This is a genomic window from Actinomadura sp. 6K520 (assembly GCF_004349245.1).
In the GTDB taxonomy this organism is placed as follows: domain Bacteria; phylum Actinomycetota; class Actinomycetes; order Streptosporangiales; family Streptosporangiaceae; genus Spirillospora.
Window position 1 is genome coordinate 1 of sequence record NZ_SMLC01000147.1, and the last position, 18,598, is coordinate 18,598.

The window sequence follows — 18,598 nt, forward strand, 5'->3', positions numbered from 1 at the left end:
GGGCCCCGCCCCGCCGAGCCCCGGTGAACGGCCGCGCGGCAGCGCGCCGGGCCGGGTGCTGGTCACCGGCCCGCGGACCCGTGCCGTCCGCCGGCCCAGCTACCCCGTCACCCGGGAGATCGACGAGCAGACCGGGCTCGGCGAGGCCTACATGCGGTCGCTGCTGCGGGCCCAGCTCCGGCTCGCGGTGGGGCTGTGCCTCGTGCTGGCCGCGGTGGTGGTCGGGCTGCCGCTGCTGTTCGCGGTGTTCCCCGAGGTCAGCGAGAAGACCGTGCTGGGCATCCCGCTGCCGTGGGTGGTGCTCGGCGGGCTCATCTACCCGGGCTTCGTCCTCTGCGGCTGGTGGTACGTCCGGCAGGCCGAGCGCAACGAGGACGACTTCGCCGAACTCGTCGACCGGCCCCCCGCCCCCGACGATGCGCCATGAACGGCGATGCGCCATGAACGGCGAGGCGCGATGAGCGAGGCGCCATGAACACCGCGTACGGGCTCGCCGGGGTCCTGCTGGTCGTCGTCGCCACCATCCTCATCGGCGTGATCGGGCGCATCTCCCGCACCACGTCCGACTTCTACGTGGCGTCCCGCACGGTCACGCCGCTGCGCAACGCGTCGGCGATCGGCGGCGAGTACCTGTCGGCCGCGTCGTTCCTCGGCATCGCGGGACTGATCCTCGCCTACGGCGCCGACATGCTGTGGCTGCCCGTCGGCTGGACGGGCGGCTACCTGATCCTGCTCGTCCTCGTGTCGGCGCCGCTGCGCCGCTCCGGCGCGTACACGCTGCCCGACTTCGCCGAGGCGCGGCTGGAGTCCATGGCGGTGCGGCGCGTCGCCAGCATCCTCGTCGTGCTGATCAGCTGGCTGTACCTGCTGCCCCAGTTCCAGTCCGCCGGGCTGGTGCTGCGGACGGTGACGGGCGCGCCGGTGTGGACGGGCGGTGTCCTCGTCGCCGTCGTCGTCGCGGTGAACGTCCTCGTCGGCGGCATGCGCAGCGTCACCCTCGTCCAGGCGTTCCAGTACTGGATGAAGCTCACCGCGCTCGCCGTCCCGCTGGTGTTCCTGCTGCTGGCCTGGCGGTACGACGGCGCGCCCGGCCTGTCGGCGGACACGCCTCCGCGGTTCGCCGACCGCACCACCGTCTCCGTCAGCCTCGGCGTCACCGTCGACGTCGTCGACCCCGTCCAGGTCATCGTGGACGGGCGGGTGGACGGCCAGACCTACGCGGGCGCCCCGCTCACCCTGGCCCCCGGCCCGCACCACATCGCGCAGAACACGGCCGTCACCTTCCCGTCCGGCGCCGACGTGCCGCACGTCAGCGACAGGCCCGCCACCACCGACCGCGAGTGGGCGATGCCGCTGGACGGCCACCCCCACTCCCTCTACGCCACGTACTCGCTGATCCTCGCCACGTTCCTCGGGACGATGGGGCTCCCGCACGTCCTCGTCCGCTTCTACACCAACCCCGACGGGCGGGCCGCGCGCCGCACCACCGTGCTGGTGCTGTCGCTGCTCGGCGCCTTCTACCTGCTCCCGGCCGTCTACGGGGCGCTCGGCCGCCTCTACACCCCCGAGCTGCTGATGACCGGGCGGGCCGACGCCGTCGTCCTCACCCTGCCCGGCCGCCTCATCGGCGGGATCGGCGGCGACCTGCTCGGCGCGCTGGTGACCGGCGGCGCGGTCGCGGCGTTCCTGTCCACCTCGTCCGGGATCACCGTGTCCGTCGCCGGGGTGATCGCGCAGGACATCCTGCGCGGCGGGGTGCGCTCGTTCCGCGCCGGCACGCTGCTCGCCCTCGTCGTCCCGCTGGCGCTGGCCATCGCGGCCCGCGCGCTGCCCGTCGCCGACGTCGTGGGGCTGGCGTTCGCCGTCGCGGCGTCCACGTTCTGCCCGCTGCTCGTCCTCGGCGTCTGGTGGCGGCGGCTGACCGTCCCGGGCGCGCTCGCCGGCCTCATCGCCGGCGGGGTCCTGGCGGGCACCGCGGTGATCGTGACGATCGCCGCCGGGCCGCCGGAGGGGTTCGCGGGCGCGCTGCTCGCCGAACCGGCCGCGTGGACCGTCCCGATCGCGTTCGCCACCATGATCATCGTGTCGCTGTGCACGCCGGGCCGGGTGCCGCGCGGCGTCGCGCGGATGATGGTGCGCCTGCACACTCCGGAGTCGCTGGCCGTCGACCGCGGGACGTGGCGACCGAAACGGGTGTGACCGTTCGTCGCGCCAGATGAACCGTTCACCGACGAAGCCCGCAGACCGCCGACGATGAACGGCGACTGACCGCAGCCCCGCGCCTGTCCCCTCGATCGTCCCGGGAGACGTCCATACGGTGGCGCGTGACCGGCGTCACAACAGAGGAGGGGCGGTCGTGTCCATCGATAAGAACGCCTCCGGCACCGTTTACCAACGGTTCCAGGGCACCGCGGAGTTCCAGGAACTCCGCAGCAGATTCCGCAGATTCGTATTTCCGATGACCGTCGCGTTCCTCACCTGGTACCTGCTCTACGTCGTGCTTTCGGGCTGGGCGCGCGGCTTCATGGGCACCGAGCTGTTCGGCACGATCAACGTCGCGCTCGTCTTCGGGTTGCTCCAGTTCGTCACCACGTTCGGTATCGCGTACCTGTACTCGCGGCACGCCGGGCGCCGCCTCGACCCGCTCGCCGACAAGATCCGCGGTGACATCGAGGCGGACGAGGCGCAGAGCGCCGGGACCGCGGAGGACGGCCGATGAGCAACGAGACCCTGTCGATCCTGCTGTTCCTCACCTTCGTCGCCGGCACCCTGGCGATCACCGTCTGGGCGAGCCGCAACACCAAGAACGCCACGGACTACTACGCCGGCGGCCGCTCCTTCTCCGGCCCGCAGAACGGCCTGGCCATCGGCGGCGACTACATGTCCGCCGCGTCCTTCCTCGGCATCGCCGGGCTGATCGCCCTGTACGGCTATGACGGCTTCCTGTACTCCATCGGGTTCCTGGTCGCCTGGCTCGTGGCGCTGCTGCTGGTCGCCGAGCTGCTGCGGAACTCGGGCCGGTTCACGATGGCGGACGTGCTGGCGTTCCGGATGAGCCCGCGCCCGGTCCGCACCGCCGCCGGCGTCTCCACCATCACCGTGTCGATCTTCTACCTGCTGGCGCAGATGGTCGGGGCCGGCGCGCTGGTCGCCCTGCTGTTCGGCTTCACCAGCGAGTTCGCCAAGGGCGCCACGATCGCGCTGGTCGGCATCCTGATGATCGTCTACGTGGTGTTCGGCGGGATGAAGGGCACCACCTGGGTGCAGATCGTCAAGGCCGTGCTGCTGATGACCGGCGCGGCGCTGGTCACGCTGCTGGTGCTGACCGAGTTCGGCTTCAACCTGTCCAGCCTGCTGAACGACGCCGCCGAGCAGAGCGGCAAGGGCGACAAGTTCCTGGAGCCCGGGCTGCGCTACGGCACCGAGGAGCAGGGCCTCACCGGCAAGCTCGACCTGATCAGCCTCGGCCTCGCGCTCGTCCTCGGCACCGCGGGACTGCCGCACATCCTGATCCGCTTCTACACCGTCCCGACGGCCCGCGACGCCCGCAAGTCCGTGATGTGGGGCATCGGCCTCATCGGCACCTTCTACCTGTTCACCCTCGTCCTCGGCTTCGGCGCCGCCGCCCTGGTCGGCAGCGAGGAGATCGCCAAGGTCAACCCGGCCGGCAACACCGCCGCACCGCAGCTCGCCGAACGCATCGGAGAGATCATCTTCGGCGACGCGGGCGGCACGATCCTGCTGGCGGTGATCGCCGCGGTCGCGTTCGCCACCATCCTGGCGGTCGTGGCGGGCCTCACCCTGGCCTCCTCCTCGTCGTTCGCCCACGACCTGTACGCCCACGTGTTCCGCAAGGGCAAGGCCACCGAGCGGGACGAGGTCCGCGTCGCCCGCATCTCCGCCCTGGTCATCGGCGCCGTGTCGATCGTCCTCGGCATCTACGCCCAGCGGCTCAACGTGGCGTTCCTCGTCGCCCTGGCGTTCGCGGTCGCCGCGTCCGGCAACCTGCCCGCGATCCTCTACAGCCTGTTCTGGAAGCGGTTCAACACCGCGGGCGCCGTCTCGGCCATCTACGGCGGCCTCGGCTCGGCGCTGTTCCTGGTCATCTTCTCCCCGGTCGTCTCCGGTTCCGAGAAGGCCCTGTTCACCGGCTCCGACTGGAGCTGGTTCCCGCTGAACAACCCGGGGCTCATCTCCATCCCGGTCGGCTTCCTGTGCGGCTTCGTCGGCACCGTGCTCAGCAAGGAGTACAACGCGGAGAAGTACTCCGAGATCGAGGTCCGCTCCCTCACCGGTGCGGGCGCCGAGAAGGCGGCGGAGCACTGACCCCGCCCGTTCCCGGCGGATCACAGGGCCGCCGGGGACGGGCGATCCACCCGGACCCGCCGCGCGGGTGACCGTCGCCCGGTCCCGCGCGGCCCGCGGCCCCGCCCCCCGCCCCGGGGCGGGGCCGCCCCTTTTCCAGGCCGAACCCGGGAAGAACGAGATCGTCTCCCGGCGAGGTGCGTGCCAGACTCCCGTCCAGGCGGTGCCCGCGTAGCGAGGAGAACCCGGATGGGGCTGGACTTCGAGATTCGACCGTCCGACTCGCCGTACATCGAGCGGGTGTGGCGGAGCCGCAGCCATGACGTCGACCAGATGACGTCCGTCGCGACCTCACGGTGGTACCTCGTCTTCTGGGAGCGGGCAGGCCGGACCCATGCGGCCGTCCAGGGACCGGAGTCCAGGGCGAGTACGGCGCCCGTCCCCGAAGACGCCGCGTTCCTCGGCATCGCCTTCTCGCTCGGCACGTCGATGCCGCACCTGCCGATCCACCGGCTCGTCGACGGGTTCGCGGAGATACCCGACACGACGCGCAGGTCGTTCTGGCTGAAGGGCTCCACCTGGAGCCTCCCCGGCTACGGCGACGCCGAACTGCTCGTCCGGCGGATGGTGCGCGAGGAGGTCCTGGTCCGCGACCCGGTCGTCGCGGCGGTGCTCGGCGGGCGGCCGCCGAAGGTGTCCGAACGCACCGTCCAGCGGCGTTTCGTCGCGTCGACCGGGCTCACCCGCGGCGCCGTCCGGCGGATCGACCGCGCGAGGCGGGCGGCGATCCTCCTCCGGGACGGCGTGCCGGCCGGTGAGGTGGTCCACCGGCTCGGATACTTCGACCAGCCGCACCTGGCCCGGTCGTTGACCCGTTACATCGGGCGGACCGCCGGCCGGCTGGGCGACCGGAGCCCGGCGGAGCCGCTGTCACTTCTGTACAAGACGTGATCTCGGCCGCCCGCGTAGCCTCCCGAGCCGTCGGACGGGCCTGCTCAGGCCCGTCCCCGGACGGGAAGGCCGCTATCGTGCGCAAGATCGTTGTGTACCTGTTCATGTCCGCGGACGGTGTCATCGAAGACCCCCCGCGGTTCGTCCACGACTTCGACGAGGTGATGAGGAAGGAACTCGCGGACACCGTCGGCGCCCAGGACACCGTCCTGCTCGGCCGGCGGGGCTACGACGAATGGGCGGCCCACTGGCCGACCGCCACCGAGGAGCCGTTCGCGAGCTTCATCAACGGCGTGCGGAAGGTCGTGGTCACCTCCAGGCCCCTGGAGACGCGATGGGGAGGGGCCGAGGTCCTCGCCGGGGACCCCCGGGCGCCTCTCGCGGAGCGGCTCGCGCCCCTCCGCGAAGGCTCGGGCGGCGACATCGGCGTCCATGGCAGCGTCAGCCTGGCCCGGTCGGTCGTGGCCCAGGGCCTCGCGGACGAACTGCGGCTGGTCATGACGCCGTACGTGGCGGGCGAAGGCCGGCGCCTGTTCGAGGGCGCACAGGCCGGCGCGCTGCGACTCGATTCGGCACGGACCACCCCTACCGGAACCGTGCTCCTCCGCTACCGGGTCCCGTCGGCCTGATCACCCGCCGTACCGGCGGTGCGCCGGGCCCGCGGCCCCGCCACAGCCCCGGGCGGGGCCGCCCCCCTTTGCGGGGGGGGAATTCGTCTGATCCGAAGGTCGCCGGTACCGAAATGTCGCCGGGGCGCGCATGATGGTCATATGAACGATGATCGGCAGGGGCGGGAGAGCACCGCGGACCAGTGGCGGTCTCTGCCGCCGCGCGTCCCCCTGGAGGACCTGGTGGCCGGGCAGGAGGTCCCGCCCAAACCGCAGGTGATCGCGGATCCCGCGAGCGCGCAGGTCGACGAGGCCACGCGATACCCCGCCTGAGCGTCCCGGGGACCGCGCCGTGCCCGGCCTCGCCGTCCGGCGGCGGCGGGCGGGACGCGGCCGCGGTCCGGCGGGTGGCGGGATTCTGCGGGCGCCGGGCTCCTCCCCATTGCTGGCCGCCTCCGGCGGGTGCAAGATCTTTTTGTGGTCGGGCGGCGTCGGTAACGTGTACGCCGTACGGACGGCGGACGCCGACGGGGGAGGGCGTATGAGGCGCAGGTACGGCAGGCACGCCACGCGCGGGGCGCTGGCCGTCCTCGGCGGCTGCGTGCTGCTCACGGGGGTCGCGCTGCTGGTCCTGCCCGGCCCGGGGATGCTGCTCGTCCTGTCGGGCCTGCTGATCCTCGCTCGCGCGCTCCCGTCCGTGGAGCGATTCGTCGAGCCGGTGCGGGTGCGGGCGATCCAGGCGGCCGAGGAGAGCGTGACCTCGTGGTGGCGCCTCACCGGCTCGGTGCTCACGGGCCTGGCGCTGTTCGCCGCGGGCGTGCTGTGGATCGTCGAGGAGCGGCTGCCGCTCAGCGGGTGGAGCACCGGCCTGGGACTGATCCTCTCGGGCATCATCCTGTTCGCCCTGCTGGGCTGGAGCCACCAGCGGGTCCGGGCCCGGCGGTCCGGTTGAGACGAATCAGAAGAAACTTTTCCGCGCTTTGATCCGTGGGGCGGGTATGGCCGTGCCATGGGTATGGGCATTGTTCTTCGACTCCTCGTCGCCGCGGGACTCGCGGCGGACGCCGTCATCCACTGGCGTTTCGCGCCTGACATGGCGCCGGGACCCAACTCCCCGAGCGGCACCATCGCCGGGGACGACCTCTTCTACGCGCAGGCGATCGCGGCCGCGGTCGCGGCTGTTCTCGTGCTGGTGTGGGCGCGGAGGTGGACGTACGCACTGGCGTTCCTGGTCGCCGCGAGCGCGGCCGGCGCCGTGCTGCTCTACTACTTCGTCGACTTCGGGCAGCTCGGGCCGATTCCGCGCATGTACGACCCGTCGTGGTACGCGGACAAGACGATCAGCCTGGCCGGTGAACTCGTCGCCGCCATCGCCGCGCTGATCGGCTTCTTCACCGTGCGGCGGTCGCGGGAGCGCGAACACGAGGCCGACAACGTCTACTCCTGACGGCGCCCGTTTCTGACGGATGCCTGCAATTGGCAGTGCCCGCATTTGGCAGTGCCTGCATTCGACGGTGTCTGCATTCAGCGTGGCGTCCGCCTCGGGGGCGGTGGACGTTCCCGCGGCTGTCCCGGCTCGGTCAGGGGAGCCGGGACGGCCGTGCGTTCACCGTGTGTTCCCGCGCGAATACACGGGCCGGAAAGAGCCGTTTCGGTATTCTGGTGGAGCGGTGTTCCGGCTGGGGATACTGTGACGTTCCCCTTCCGGGATCACGGAGACTGCGTGCACCTCAACTTGGATACCAGCGTCCCCAACATCGCTCGAATCTATGACGCCATGCTCGGTGGCAAGGACAATTTCGCCGCCGACCGGGAGGCCGCCGCCCGGCTGACCGAGGTGGAGCCGCTGTCCCCCCGGTACGCGCGCCACCACCGCGAGTACATCGGGCGGGCAGTGCGGCTGGTGGCCGGGCTCGGGATACGCCAGTTCCTCGACGTCGGCACCGGCCTCCCCACCATGGACAACGTCCACCAGATCGCCCACCGGCACGCGCCGGGCTCGCGCGTGGTGTACGTCGACAACGACCCGACCGTCTGCGCCCACGCCCGCGCGCTGCTGGCGGACGATCCCGGCGCGGTCGCGGTCGTCGCGGAGGACCTGCGGCGGCCGGAACGCATCCTGGCGCACCCGGAGACCCGCCGCCTGATCGACTTCGACGAGCCGCTGTGCGTGCTCGTCACGGGCGTCCTGCATTTCATTCCTGACGACGACGACCCGCACGCGGCGGTGCAGGTGCTCACCGACGCCATGTGCCCCGGCAGCCATCTGGTCATCTCCCATATCACCGACGAGAAGGTGCGCCGGACGCGGCCCGAGGACAACCGCACGGGAATGAACGTGTTCGCGAAAAGCAACGCCCCGATGCATCCGCGGACCCGTCGTGACATCGAACGGTTCGTCGACGGCCTGGAACCGGTCGATCCGGGTCTGGCGTGCATTTCGGAATGGCACGCGCCGAACCCCTCGGGCATCCGCGAGGACCTGCGGAACGTCTGGCTCGGCGCGGTGGCCCGCAAGCCCTGACCGGCGGCGCTCGGGCACCCGGCCGGGTGGCGGGCCGCTCAGCGGGTGGTGACCGTCATGGGCAGGGACGCGAATCCGCGGATGTAGATGGACCGGCGGCGCGATCCGGCCGCGGGGTCCAGGTCGAAATCGGCCACCCGCTCCACCAGCTCCGCCAGCACGGCCCGCGCTTCGAGGCGGGCCAGCGCGGCGCCGAGGCAGAAGTGCGGGCCGCTGCCGAAACTCACCATCTCGCGGGTGTCCCGGTCGAGGTCGTACTCCTCCGGCCGGTCGAACACCCGCGGGTCCCGGTTGGCCGCGCCGGGCAGCAGCATGACCCGGGCGCCGCCCGGCAGCCGGGTCCCGTGCAGCTCGACGTCCTCGGTGAGGGTGCGCAGCTGGGTCGGGGCGGCGGTGTCGTAGCGCTGCGTCTCCTCGACCCACTCGGCGATCCGGCCCCCGAACGCCGTGGCGCGCTGCGCCGGGTGCCGCCACGCCCAGTAGACGGCGTTGCCGATGAGGTTCGTGGTCGTCTCGTTCCCCGCCCCGACCAGCAGGTGCAGGAACGCGATGATCTCCGCGTCGGTCAGCGGGTCCTCGTCCACGGCGGCGTCGAGCAGCGCGGACGTGAGGTCGTCGCGCCGCCGGCGGCGCCGGTCGGCCACGAGTTCCGCGAAGTGCCCGACGAGCTCCAGGACGGCGGTGGCGCCCTCCCGGCTGATCTCCTGCGTCCCCGGCTCCCGGTGCAGCGCGGCGTCGCCGAGCCGGCGCAGCTCGGCGCGGTCGGCCTCCGGGACGCCGGCCAGCTCGGAGATGACGTCGGTGGGCAGCGGCGCGGCGATGTCGCCGATCAGGTCGAACCCGCCGCGCTCCAGCGCCGCCGACACGTGCCGCCGGGCGATCTCGCGGACGCCGTCGGCCAGTTCCGCGATCCGCCGGGGCGTGAACGCGCGGGAGACCAGCCGGCGCATCCGGGTGTGCTCGGGCGGGTCCATCGCGATGAACGACATGGCCTCGCGCGCCTGCGGCCCCCAGACCCGCTGTTCCAGCAGCGGCCCGTTGGCACTGGAGAACCGGACCGGGTCGCGGAACGCGGCGACCACGTCGGCGTGCCGGGACAGCGCCCAGAAATCCAGTTCCTCGTCGCGGTAGACCGGCGCCTCCTCGCGCAGCCGCGCGTACACCGGATACGGGTCCGCGTCGACCTCGTGAAAGTCGTAGGGATTGAACGTCACGCCCATCTCCGGCCTCCCTGCCGCCTGGGATGCCCAGGTTCTCCCTATTTGTCCCCACGCGGCCCGGTCATGATCGTCCGGGACCGATAGCGGTCACCGCGCTCGGCTCCGCGGGCGCGGCGGGCCGGCCGCGGCGGGCCGGCCGCGGCATGGGGACCCGGGGGCGGGGTACGCCCCGCGTCATGAACATTGCCCAGGTCACCATCGATCTCGCGGACGCGTCGCTGCCGGGCGATCTGACGCTGCCGGACGGGCCGTCCGGCGTGGTGCTGTTCGCGCACGGCAGCGGAAGCTCCCGGCACAGCCCGCGGAACCGGGCCGTCGCCGCCGGCCTCAACGACGCGGGCATCGGAACGCTGCTGATCGACCTCCTCACCGCGCGGGAGGGCGAGCTCGACGCCGGCACCGCCGAGCTGCGCTTCGACATCGGCCTGCTCACCGGGCGGCTGGTGGGGGCGATCGACTGGCTCGCCGCCGCGCCGCCGACGGCCGGCTACCCGGTCGGGCTGTTCGGCGCGAGCACCGGCGCCGCCGCGGCGCTGGCCGCGGCGGCCGAACGCCCCGGACGCGTCGCGGCCGTCGTGTCCCGCGGCGGCCGCCCCGACCTGGCCGGGGACGCGCTCGAACGAGTCGGCGCACCGGTGCTGCTCATCGTCGGCGCCCGGGACCCGCAGGTGCTGCGGCTCAACGACGACGCGGCGGGCCGGATGCACGCCGCCGAGCACCGGCTGGAGATCGTCCCGCACGCCTCGCACCTGTTCGAGGAGCCCGGCACGCTGGAGCAGGTGACGGCCATGGCCGCCCGGTGGTTCGACCGGTACCTGAACCAGCGCGCCGCGGTGTCATGACGGCTGGTCGCGGGCCGGGGCGAGGGGGGCGCGGGCCCCGTCCGGCGACCCGGTGCCCGGCGACCCGGCGTCCGGTACGGCGAACCGCAGGCCGAGGGCGCGTTTGAGGATCTTGCCGGTGGGGCTGGTCGGCAGCTCGTCCACGAACCGGACCCGCCGCGGGTACTTGTACGCGGCGACCCGCTCCCGCACCCAGCGGCGCAGGTCGTCCGCGCTCGCCGGGGCGCGCAGCACCACCACCGCCGCGATCTCCTCGCCCACCTCCGGGTGCGGGAAACCGACGACGGCGGCCTGGCGCACCGCGGGATGCTCGTACAGGACCTCCTCGACCTCCCGCGGGTACACCGTGTAGCCCGCCCGGATGATCACGTCGCGGCGGCGGTCGACGAGGAAGAAGAACCCGTCGTCGTCCTCGCGGCCCAGGTCGCCGGTGTGGAACCAGCCGTCGCGGACCGCCTCCGCGGTCGCCTCCGGGTTGTTCCAGTACCCCTTCATCACGTTGGGCCCGCGCACGATGATCTCCCCGATCTCGCCGCGCGGCAGCTCGCGGCCGTCGTCGCCGACCACCCGCATCTCCACCTCGCGGACCGGCCGGCCGATCGACCCCTGCCGCCGGCCGGCGCCGCCCCGGTTGGACGCGGACAGCGGGGAGGTCTCCGACAGCCCGTAGCCCTCGATGATCGGGCAGCCGTACCGCGTCTCGTAGGCGCGCTGCACGTCCAGCGGCAGCGCCGCGCCGCCGGACACGCAGACCCGCAGCAGCGACAGGTCGGACACGCCCGGCTGGTCGAGCAGCGCGATGTACATCGCCGGGACGCCGTGGAACACCGTCACGCCGTCCCGCCGCATGACCTCCAGCGCCCGTCCCGCCTCGAACCGGGGGAGCAGGGTGAGCCGGCCGCCCGCGTAGATCGTGGCGTTGAGCGCGCAGGTCTGGCCGAACGCGTGGTACAGCGGCAGCGCCCCGAGGACGACGTCGTCCACCCCGAGCGCGAGCATCCGCGCCACCGTCTCGGCGTTGCTGCCGAGGTTGGCGTGGGTCAGCTCGATGCCCTTGGCCCGTCCCGTCGTCCCGGCGCTGTAGAGGATCACCGCGGTGTCGTCCGCGGCCCGGACGGCGGCGTCGTGGTCGGGCGGCATCCTGCGCAGCAGCCGGCGGAACTCGCCGGGCACCACGAACATGTAGTCGGCGCGCGTGCCGGCCGTCCCCGCCTCCACGGTCTCGGCGTACGCGTGCCACGCGATCACGAGCCGCGCCCCGCTGTCGTCGAGGTAGGCGGCGATCTCCCGCCGCTTCAGCAGCGGATCGAGGGGGACGACCACCGCCCCGATCCGCAGGGCCCCGTAGTAGACGACGGCGAACTCGGGCACATTCGGGAGCATCACCGCGACCCGGTCGCCGGGCCGGATCCCGCGCCGCCGCAGCAGCACACCCATCCGCGCGCTGAGCACCTCCAGCGCCCGGTAGCTGAGCTCCTCCCGGTCAAGCGTGAGAACCGTCCGCCCGCCGAGCCGTTCGGCGGCGGCGCGGAGCCGCTCAGCGAGGTTCATGGGCCGACGGTACGTCGGCGGTCCCGTCCGTCTCATTGGTCGCGGAGACCAGTCTTTTCCGCCCGGGATTGGTGGCCGGTGGCAACACGTCCTGGAGGGCGATGGCGACCAGCAGATCCACGAGGTCGGTGAAGTGCCGGAGGTTGCGCCCGGTCCGCTCCTGGATGCGGCGGAGCCGGTACTGGGCGGTGTTGTGGTGGATCTGCAGCCGCTCGGCGGCGGCGCGCAGGTTGAGGTCCGCGGCGGCGAACGCGCGGATCGTCGCGGTCAGCACGCCGCCCCGCATCCGGTCCTCCGCGAGCAGGTCGCTGACCCGGGGGTCGACCAGGTGCCGGGCGGTGTCGTCGGCGCGCAGCGCCATGTACTCGAACGGGGAGATCCGCGGCAGCGCCGCGACGCCGCCGTCCTCGGGCAGGTACTCCAGCACGCCCCGCGCCTCCTGGTAGGCGCGCGGGATCTGCGCCATGCCCTCGACCACGGTGCTGATGCCCATCGCCAGCACGATGCCCTCGGCGAGGAGGTTCTCCTGGACGGACTGGAGCCGGTCGCACAGCCGCTCCGGGTCGCCGCCGGGGCCGAGCGAAGGCACGGCCACGATCTCCGACTGCCGGACGACCGCGAGCGTGCGGTGCTTGGTGATCCCGGACCGGGCGATCGCCGCGCACGCGGCGTGCCGGGCGTCCGCCTTGACGTCCGCCCCGACCAGCACGGCGGCCACCACGACCAGCGGGGCGCGCGAGTCGGGGTTCAGGCCGTGCGCGTGCGCGGTCGCGAGCTGCGGCCCGCGGGTGGGGGCCTCGCCGCCGAGCAGCAGCTCCACCAGGTCGCGGCTCTCCCGGACGGTCTCCGCGGCGGCGTACCGCTGGAACTCCGCGTACGCGTTGGCGGCGTGGGTGCTGGCGAAGTCGCAGTAGCGCATCAGCGGGGACGCCATCGTCAGCGCCGCCTCGTGCCCGGCGTACGAGCGGCCGGCGTGCTCGACCACGGCCTCCCAGAAGACCTGCTGCCCGACCCGGAAGGCGTTGATGTAGTCGGCCAGGTCGAACCCGGACTGGGCGCGGCGCATCGACGCGCGCCGAGTGAAGGCGATGTCCTCGAAGGTGACCGTGCGCTCCTCCATGAGCACGGCGAGCTTGGTGCGGTAGTGCCGTCCCACCTGTTCCCGCACATCGGCGCGGAACTCGGGGCCCCGCGCCTCGTAGGCGGGGATCTCCCTCCGCATGGTCTCGACGGCCCTGTCCGCCAGTTCGTCGACTGCGTCGAGCAGCTCGGCGAGTATCCGTGCGCGTTCGGTACGGAGTCTCTCCGTATCGCTGAGCGTTCCCGTGCTGAATGCAGCGGACATGTCCGGATGATTGCTGGCTATCCCCCCAGCGTCAACGGTCCGTAACACGTCCGAGACGGACGCTGTGCGGTGCGGACAATACCCAGGTCACATCTTGGGTGCCCGTGCCCAATGTGCGGTCTGAGCGGCGGATTTTACGGTGAGGACCCCTGCTCCAGAACACCGTTCTGTGGTGACCGCCCGCGGCGCCATCGACGCACCCCGCGCTCAGGAGGCCGGATGCTGGAGGTTCACGATCTTACCGTCCGCTTCGGCGGCATCACCGCACTGGGGGGTGTCGGCTTCGAAGTGCGCGGCGGCGAAATGGTCGGGCTGATCGGACCGAACGGCGCCGGCAAGACCACCCTGTTCAACTGCCTGACCCGCCGCTACGACGCGGACGCGGGCGGCGTCACCTACGAGGGCCGGGACCTGCTCGCCGTGCCCCCGCACGCGATCGCGGCGCTCGGCATCGCCCGCACCTTCCAGAACCTCGGGCTCTTCCCGCGGATGTCCGTGCGGGACAACGTCATGGTCGGCGCGCACCACCACGGCCGGGCCGGGTTCGTCAGCGCGAGCCTGCGGCTGCCGTCCGTCCGGAGCGAGGAGCGCAGGCTGCGCGGCGAGGCCGACGAGCTGCTCAAGCGGCTGGAGCTGTCCGACGTCGCCGCGCACCCCGCCGCCGGGCTCCCGTTCGGCACCCTCAAACGGGTCGAGCTGGCCCGCGCCCTGGCCGCCCGCCCGCGGCTGCTCCTGCTGGACGAGCCCGTCAACGGCCTCAGCCACGGCGAGATCGACGAGTTCGCCGGCTGGCTCCAGTCGATCCGCACCGACTTCGACGTCACCGTGATCGTCGTCGAGCACCACATGGGGTTCGTGATGGGCACCTGCGACCGGGTCATCTGCCTGGACTTCGGCAAGAAGATCGCCGAGGGCTCGCCCGAGGACGTCCAGCGCGATCCCGCCGTCATCGAGGCCTACCTGGGGACCGCGGCATGAGCGAGCCGGAGGGGCGCGGCGTCGCCTGGACTGAGGAGTGCAGGGAGCGAGGGACGAGCGACCGGAGCGACGAGGGAAGGCGGCGCCGGAGAGCGCCCCGGAGGCGAGTGGGGGGCACTGCATGAGCGAGCCGGAGAGCGCCCCGGAGGCGAGCGGGGACCGCAGCATGGGCGAGGAGCAGAGCGTGGCAGAGGCAGGGGGCGGCGACCGGGGCTTCCTGGTGGTGGACGACCTGCATGCCGGCTACGGCGCCGTGCGGGTGCTGCACGGGGTGAGCCTGCGGGTCGGCGAGGGCGAGATCTGCGCGATCCTCGGGCCGAACGGCGCGGGCAAGACGACGCTGCTGCGGGCCCTGTGCGGGATGGTCCGCGGGCGCGGCTCCGTCCGGCTCGGCGGGACAGCGCTGTCGGGACGCGCGCCGGACGCCGTCGCGCGGCGCGGGGTGGCGCACGTCCCCGAGGGGCGCGGCACGTTCATGCCGCTGACGGTCGAGGAGAACCTGCGGCTCGGCGCGTACGCGCGGCGGAACCGGGCCGAGGTCCAGGCCGACCTGGACCGGGTGTACGGCTACTTCCCGGTGCTGAAGGAGCGGGTCAGGCAGGCGGCGGGCAGCCTCAGCGGCGGCGAGCAGCAGATGCTCGCGATCGGGCGGGCGCTGATGTCGCGGCCCCGGCTCCTGCTGCTGGACGAGCCGTCTCTCGGCCTGGCCCCCATGGTGACCAGGGAGCTGTTCGGCATCGTCCGATCGATCAACCAGGAGGAGCGGACCACCGTGGTCGTCGTGGAACAGAACGCCCATCTCGCCCTGGACATCGCCGGCCAGGCGCACGTCCTGGAGAGCGGCCGGATCGTGCTGTCGGGGTCGGCGGGCGAGATCAGGGCCGACGAGCAGGTCGCCCAGTCCTACCTCGGATACCGGATCTAGCCATGGCCGACTTCGTGCAGCAGTTCGTCGGGGGCCTCGGCGCCGGCGCGATCTACGCGAGCCTGGCCCTCGCGCTCGTGCTGATCTACCAGTTCACCGGCATCGTCAACTTCGCGCAGGGCGAGCTGGCCATGTTCGCGACCTACATCGCCTGGACGTTCATCGACGCGGGCCTGCCGTTCTGGCTCGCGCTCGTGCTGACGCTGGCGATCTCGTTCGTCGGCGGCATGCTGATCGAACGGGTGATCATCCGGCCGGTCGAGGGGGCGCCCGAGCTGACCCTCGTGATCGTGACCGTCGGCCTGTTCATCTTCGTCAACGCCGCGGCCGGCTGGATCTGGACGTTCCTGATCAAGGACTTCCCGAACCCGTTCCCGGGCGGCGCGCTCCAGGCCGGCGGCGTCAGCCTCGCCTACTCCACGCTCGGCGTCCTCGCCGTGGTGGGCGGCGTGATGGGCCTGCTGTACCTGATGTTCCGCTACACGAAGATCGGCCTCGGGATGCGCGCGGTGGCGGCGAACCCCGAGTCGGCGCGGCTGGTCGGCATCCGGGTCGGCTGGACGCTGGCGCTGGGCTGGGGCCTCGCGGCCCTGGTCGGCGCCGTGTCGGGGGTCCTCGTCGCGCCGCTGCTGTTCCTGGAGCCCAACATGATGGGCGGCGTCCTGATCTACGCGTTCGCCGCGGCCACCCTCGGCGGCTTCGACAGCCCGCTGGGCGCCGTGGCCGGCGGCCTGATCGTCGGCGTGGCCGAGACCCTGGCCGGCTCCTACGTCGACTTCATCGGCTCCGACCTGAAGGTCGGCGTCCCGCTGGCCATCATCCTCGGCGTCCTCCTGTTGCGCCCCCAGGGCCTGTTCGGACGAGCGGCGGTGGAGCGCGCATGAGCGAGCTGGAGGGAAGGCGGCGCCGGAGGGCGTCCCGGAGGCGAGCGGGGGTCACAGCATGAGCGAGTCCACGGACACCACGGACACCACGGAAGCCCCGGGGGCCGTCGAGACCGCCGGCGGAACGCCCGGCGCGTCGTCGCAGGGAATCGCGGGGTTCGCCGTGCGGAACTGGCGGATGCTCGCGCTCGGGGCGCTGCTGCTGCTGGCGGTGGCGGCGCCGTTCCAGCTGGTGCCGTTCCGGGTCTTCCAGCTCACGATGGTGATGGTCTACGCGGTCGCGCTGGTCGGGCTGAACCTGCTGGTCGGCCACGCCGGGCAGATCTCCCTGGGGCACGGGGCGTTCTTCGCGGTCGGCGCGTACGGGACGGCCGTCATGATGTACCACTGGGACCTGCCGTATCCGCTGACGTTCCCGCTCGCGGCCGCCGCGGCGTTCGTGCTCGGGTTCGCGTTCGGGGTGCCCGCGACGCGGCTGCGCGGGCTGTACCTGGCGCTGGTGACGCTCGCGATAGCGATCTTCCTCGTCCCGCTGCTCAAGCGGTTCGAGTCGGTGACCGGCGGCTCGATGGGGCTGACGCTGGAGAAGCCGGAGCCGCCCGGGTGGACGGGCCTCGCCCAGGACCAGTGGCTGTACTTCCTGGCGCTGGCCGGGACGGTCCTGGCGTTCCTGGTGGTGCACTTCCTGCTGCGCTCCCGGGTCGGCCGGGCGATGCACTCCGTCCGCGACAACGAGACGGCGGCGGAGGTCATGGGCGTGCGGCCCGCCTCCTACAAGCGGCGCGCGTTCGCGTGGAGCTCGATGCTCGCGGGCGCGGCGGGCTGCCTCTACACGTGGACGATCGGGTTCGTGTCCCCCGACTCGTTCACCGTCAACCTCTCGATCACGCTGCTGGCCGGGATCGTGGTCGGCGGGCTGGGGTCGACGTGGGGGCCGCTGCTCGGCGGACTGTTCGTGATGTTCGTGCCGAGCTGGTCCCAGGACATCAACAAGGCGGCGCCGGGGGTCATCTTCGGGCTGCTGATCATCGCGGTGATGTACGTCGCCCCGACCGGGCTCGCCGGGCTGGCGGGGCGTGCCGCGCACTGGTTCAACAAGACCCGCTCTAACAGGATCCTCCGGAAGGGGTAAGGCCATGCGTCGACCATTGGGAAGCGGCCGATCAGGGAACGGCGGCAGGCTGCGGCGGGGGACGGCGGTGTCGGCGGCCGTGCTGCTGGCGGCGACCACCGCGGCGGCCTGCGGCGGACGGGACGACGGCGACGACGGCGGCACCGCCACCGGCGCGTGCGAGGGGCAGCAGACGACCGGCATCACCGACTCCACGCTGAAGCTCGGCGGCATCTACCCGCTGTCCGGCCCGGCCTCCGCGTACGGCGCCATTCCGAAGGGCATCAAGGCGTACTTCGACTACGTCAACAAGGAGAAGGGCGGCGTCGACGGCCGCCAGGTGGAGTTCGTCGTCCGCGACGACGGCTACCAGCCGCCGAAGGCCGTGGAGGAGGCGCGCCGGCTGGTCGAGCAGGAGCAGGTGTTCGCGCTGTTCCAGACGCTCGGCACCCCGTCCACGACGGCGACCTGGGACTACGCCAACCAGCGGAAGGTGCCGCAGGTGTTCGTGGCCACCGGCGCCAGCAAGTGGGGCACCGACGACAAGCACCCGTGGACGATCGGCTGGCAGCCCAACTACGTCTCCGAGGCCCGGGTGTACGCCCAGCACCTCAAGGAGGAGAAGCCGAAGGCGAAGGTCGCGATCCTGTTCCAGAACGACGACTTCGGCAAGGACCTGCTGGACGGCTTCAAGAAGGCGATCGAGGGCAGCGAGATCAAGATCGTCCAGGAGGAGAGCTACGAGGTCACCGACCCGAGCGTGGAGGCGCAGATGCGCGACCTCGCGGGTTCGGGCGCCGACGTGTTCCTCAACGTCACGACGCCGAAGTTCGGCTCGCAGGCGCTGGCCGCGGACGCCAAGATCACGGACTGGAACCCGCTGCACATCCTGAACAACGTCGCCGCGTCCGTCACGGTGCTGGAGCCGGTCGGGTTCAAGAACGTGCAGGGCGTCGTGTCCTCCACGTACTACAAGGACCCGAACGACCCGCAGTGGGCGGACGACGCCGAGATGAAGCTCTACCAGGAGAAGATGAAGCAGTACTCGCCGGGCGCCGACCCGGCCGTCCCGTACCACGCGTTCGGCTGGGCGGTGGCGAGCAGCTTCCACAAGACGCTGGAGGCCGCCGAGTGCAAGACCCGCGAGGGCCTGCGCGACTCGATGCGCAACCTCAAGGACGTCGAGGTGCCGATGCTGCTGCCCGGCGTGAAGATGACCACCGGCCCCGATGACGGCTTCCCGATCGAGGCCATGCAGATGATGAAGTTCGAGGGCGAGCGCTGGACGCTGACCGGCGAGGTCATCGACACCCGCGAGGTCTTCGGCCCCCTCGGCGACTGATCCCTCCCGTCC

19 protein-coding genes are annotated in these 18,598 nt (G+C 72.2%); 16 read left to right on the forward strand and 3 right to left on the reverse strand.

What is annotated here, in order from left to right; all coding sequences use genetic code 11:
* The 10 genes from E1289_RS28750 to E1289_RS28790 form a co-directional block, all read left to right on the forward strand.
* On the forward strand, positions 1-427 hold a 427-nt coding region (locus E1289_RS28750), incomplete at its 5' end, for a hypothetical protein (protein ID WP_347813598.1).
* Between the two features lie 44 nt (positions 428-471).
* Complete coding sequence (locus E1289_RS28755) at positions 472-2,199, forward strand: cation acetate symporter (RefSeq protein WP_131985689.1); 1,728 nt, start codon at positions 472-474, stop codon at positions 2,197-2,199.
* A gap of 157 nt (positions 2,200-2,356) precedes the next feature.
* Complete coding sequence (locus tag E1289_RS28760) at positions 2,357-2,719, forward strand: DUF485 domain-containing protein (protein WP_131985691.1); 363 nt, start codon at positions 2,357-2,359, stop codon at positions 2,717-2,719.
* Positions 2,716-4,326 (forward strand): cation acetate symporter, encoded by a 1,611-nt coding sequence (locus E1289_RS28765; RefSeq protein ID WP_131985693.1) that lies wholly within the window; start codon positions 2,716-2,718, stop codon positions 4,324-4,326. Before E1289_RS28760 ends, E1289_RS28765 begins: the two co-directional genes overlap by 4 nt.
* 228 nt (positions 4,327-4,554) lie before the next feature.
* Positions 4,555-5,256, forward strand: coding sequence for a helix-turn-helix domain-containing protein (locus tag E1289_RS28770; protein ID WP_131985695.1), 702 nt, complete (start codon positions 4,555-4,557; stop codon positions 5,254-5,256).
* Between the two features lie 77 nt (positions 5,257-5,333).
* Positions 5,334-5,885: a dihydrofolate reductase family protein gene (locus tag E1289_RS28775; protein WP_131985697.1), complete on the forward strand. Its 552-nt coding sequence runs from the start codon at positions 5,334-5,336 to the stop codon at positions 5,883-5,885.
* A 141-nt stretch (positions 5,886-6,026) separates the two neighbouring features.
* On the forward strand, positions 6,027-6,197 hold the full coding sequence (locus E1289_RS38455) for a hypothetical protein (protein WP_165970648.1): 171 nt from the start codon (positions 6,027-6,029) through the stop codon (positions 6,195-6,197).
* A gap of 208 nt (positions 6,198-6,405) precedes the next feature.
* Positions 6,406-6,816, forward strand: a complete 411-nt coding sequence (locus E1289_RS28780) for a PGPGW domain-containing protein (protein WP_131985700.1) — start codon at positions 6,406-6,408, stop codon at positions 6,814-6,816.
* A gap of 57 nt (positions 6,817-6,873) precedes the next feature.
* Positions 6,874-7,311: a hypothetical protein gene (locus E1289_RS28785; protein ID WP_131985702.1), complete on the forward strand. Its 438-nt coding sequence runs from the start codon at positions 6,874-6,876 to the stop codon at positions 7,309-7,311.
* A 276-nt stretch (positions 7,312-7,587) separates the two neighbouring features.
* Positions 7,588-8,388 (forward strand): SAM-dependent methyltransferase, encoded by an 801-nt coding sequence (locus E1289_RS28790; RefSeq protein WP_131985704.1) that lies wholly within the window; start codon positions 7,588-7,590, stop codon positions 8,386-8,388.
* A gap of 38 nt (positions 8,389-8,426) precedes the next feature.
* Here E1289_RS28790 and E1289_RS28795 read toward each other — a convergent pair whose 3' ends face one another.
* Positions 8,427-9,608 (reverse strand): cytochrome P450, encoded by a 1,182-nt coding sequence (locus tag E1289_RS28795; RefSeq protein WP_131985706.1) that lies wholly within the window; start codon positions 9,606-9,608, stop codon positions 8,427-8,429.
* Between the two features lie 176 nt (positions 9,609-9,784).
* Between E1289_RS28795 and E1289_RS28800 the strand changes: the two genes are divergently transcribed.
* Positions 9,785-10,450: a dienelactone hydrolase family protein gene (locus E1289_RS28800; RefSeq protein WP_131985708.1), complete on the forward strand. Its 666-nt coding sequence runs from the start codon at positions 9,785-9,787 to the stop codon at positions 10,448-10,450.
* Here E1289_RS28800 and E1289_RS28805 read toward each other — a convergent pair.
* On the reverse strand, positions 10,445-12,001 hold the full coding sequence (locus tag E1289_RS28805) for a long-chain fatty acid--CoA ligase (protein WP_131985710.1): 1,557 nt from the start codon (positions 11,999-12,001) through the stop codon (positions 10,445-10,447). The two genes, E1289_RS28800 and E1289_RS28805, sit on opposite strands and share 6 nt — an antisense overlap.
* Positions 11,988-13,346 (reverse strand): helix-turn-helix domain-containing protein, encoded by a 1,359-nt coding sequence (locus E1289_RS28810; protein WP_131985712.1) that lies wholly within the window; start codon positions 13,344-13,346, stop codon positions 11,988-11,990. Before E1289_RS28810 ends, E1289_RS28805 begins: the two co-directional genes overlap by 14 nt.
* Positions 13,347-13,565: 219 nt before the next feature.
* Between E1289_RS28810 and E1289_RS28815 the strand changes: the two genes are divergently transcribed.
* The 5 genes from E1289_RS28815 (at position 13,566) to E1289_RS28835 (ending at position 18,586) form a co-directional block, all read left to right on the forward strand.
* Positions 13,566-14,324: an ABC transporter ATP-binding protein gene (locus E1289_RS28815; RefSeq protein ID WP_131985714.1), complete on the forward strand. Its 759-nt coding sequence runs from the start codon at positions 13,566-13,568 to the stop codon at positions 14,322-14,324.
* A 121-nt stretch (positions 14,325-14,445) separates the two neighbouring features.
* On the forward strand, positions 14,446-15,249 hold the full coding sequence (locus E1289_RS28820; protein ID WP_243713216.1) for an ABC transporter ATP-binding protein: 804 nt from the start codon (positions 14,446-14,448) through the stop codon (positions 15,247-15,249).
* 2 nt (positions 15,250-15,251) lie between these two features.
* The gene (locus tag E1289_RS28825) at positions 15,252-16,133 is read left to right on the forward strand and encodes a branched-chain amino acid ABC transporter permease (RefSeq protein ID WP_131985716.1); all 882 of its coding nucleotides are present in this window, start codon (positions 15,252-15,254) and stop codon (positions 16,131-16,133) included.
* A 58-nt stretch (positions 16,134-16,191) separates the two neighbouring features.
* Positions 16,192-17,265, forward strand: a complete 1,074-nt coding sequence (locus E1289_RS28830; protein WP_207929216.1) for a branched-chain amino acid ABC transporter permease — start codon at positions 16,192-16,194, stop codon at positions 17,263-17,265.
* 4 nt (positions 17,266-17,269) lie between these two features.
* Complete coding sequence (locus tag E1289_RS28835; protein ID WP_131985718.1) at positions 17,270-18,586, forward strand: ABC transporter substrate-binding protein; 1,317 nt, start codon at positions 17,270-17,272, stop codon at positions 18,584-18,586.
* Positions 18,587-18,598: the final 12 nt, after the last annotated feature.

Bases quoted from the DNA above. Each gene is read 5' to 3' on its own strand.
- E1289_RS28755 (WP_131985689.1), top strand. From the start codon at position 472: ATGAACACCGCGTACGGGCTCGCCGGGGTCCTGCTGGTCGTCGTCGCC.
- E1289_RS28765 (WP_131985693.1), top strand. From the start codon at position 2,716: ATGAGCAACGAGACCCTGTCGATCCTGCTGTTCCTCACCTTCGTCGCC.
- E1289_RS28770 (WP_131985695.1), top strand. From the start codon at position 4,555: ATGGGGCTGGACTTCGAGATTCGACCGTCCGACTCGCCGTACATCGAG.
- E1289_RS38455 (WP_165970648.1), top strand. From the start codon at position 6,027: ATGAACGATGATCGGCAGGGGCGGGAGAGCACCGCGGACCAGTGGCGG.
- E1289_RS28780 (WP_131985700.1), top strand. From the start codon at position 6,406: ATGAGGCGCAGGTACGGCAGGCACGCCACGCGCGGGGCGCTGGCCGTC.
- E1289_RS28785 (WP_131985702.1), top strand. From the start codon at position 6,874: ATGGGTATGGGCATTGTTCTTCGACTCCTCGTCGCCGCGGGACTCGCG.
- E1289_RS28795 (WP_131985706.1), bottom strand. From the start codon at position 9,608: ATGGGCGTGACGTTCAATCCCTACGACTTTCACGAGGTCGACGCGGAC.
- E1289_RS28800 (WP_131985708.1), top strand. From the start codon at position 9,785: ATGAACATTGCCCAGGTCACCATCGATCTCGCGGACGCGTCGCTGCCG.
- E1289_RS28805 (WP_131985710.1), bottom strand. From the start codon at position 12,001: ATGAACCTCGCTGAGCGGCTCCGCGCCGCCGCCGAACGGCTCGGCGGG.
- E1289_RS28810 (WP_131985712.1), bottom strand. From the start codon at position 13,346: ATGTCCGCTGCATTCAGCACGGGAACGCTCAGCGATACGGAGAGACTC.
- E1289_RS28815 (WP_131985714.1), top strand. From the start codon at position 13,566: ATGCTGGAGGTTCACGATCTTACCGTCCGCTTCGGCGGCATCACCGCA.
- E1289_RS28820 (WP_243713216.1), top strand. From the start codon at position 14,446: ATGAGCGAGCCGGAGAGCGCCCCGGAGGCGAGCGGGGACCGCAGCATG.
- E1289_RS28825 (WP_131985716.1), top strand. From the start codon at position 15,252: ATGGCCGACTTCGTGCAGCAGTTCGTCGGGGGCCTCGGCGCCGGCGCG.
- E1289_RS28830 (WP_207929216.1), top strand. From the start codon at position 16,192: ATGAGCGAGTCCACGGACACCACGGACACCACGGAAGCCCCGGGGGCC.
- E1289_RS28835 (WP_131985718.1), top strand. From the start codon at position 17,270: ATGCGTCGACCATTGGGAAGCGGCCGATCAGGGAACGGCGGCAGGCTG.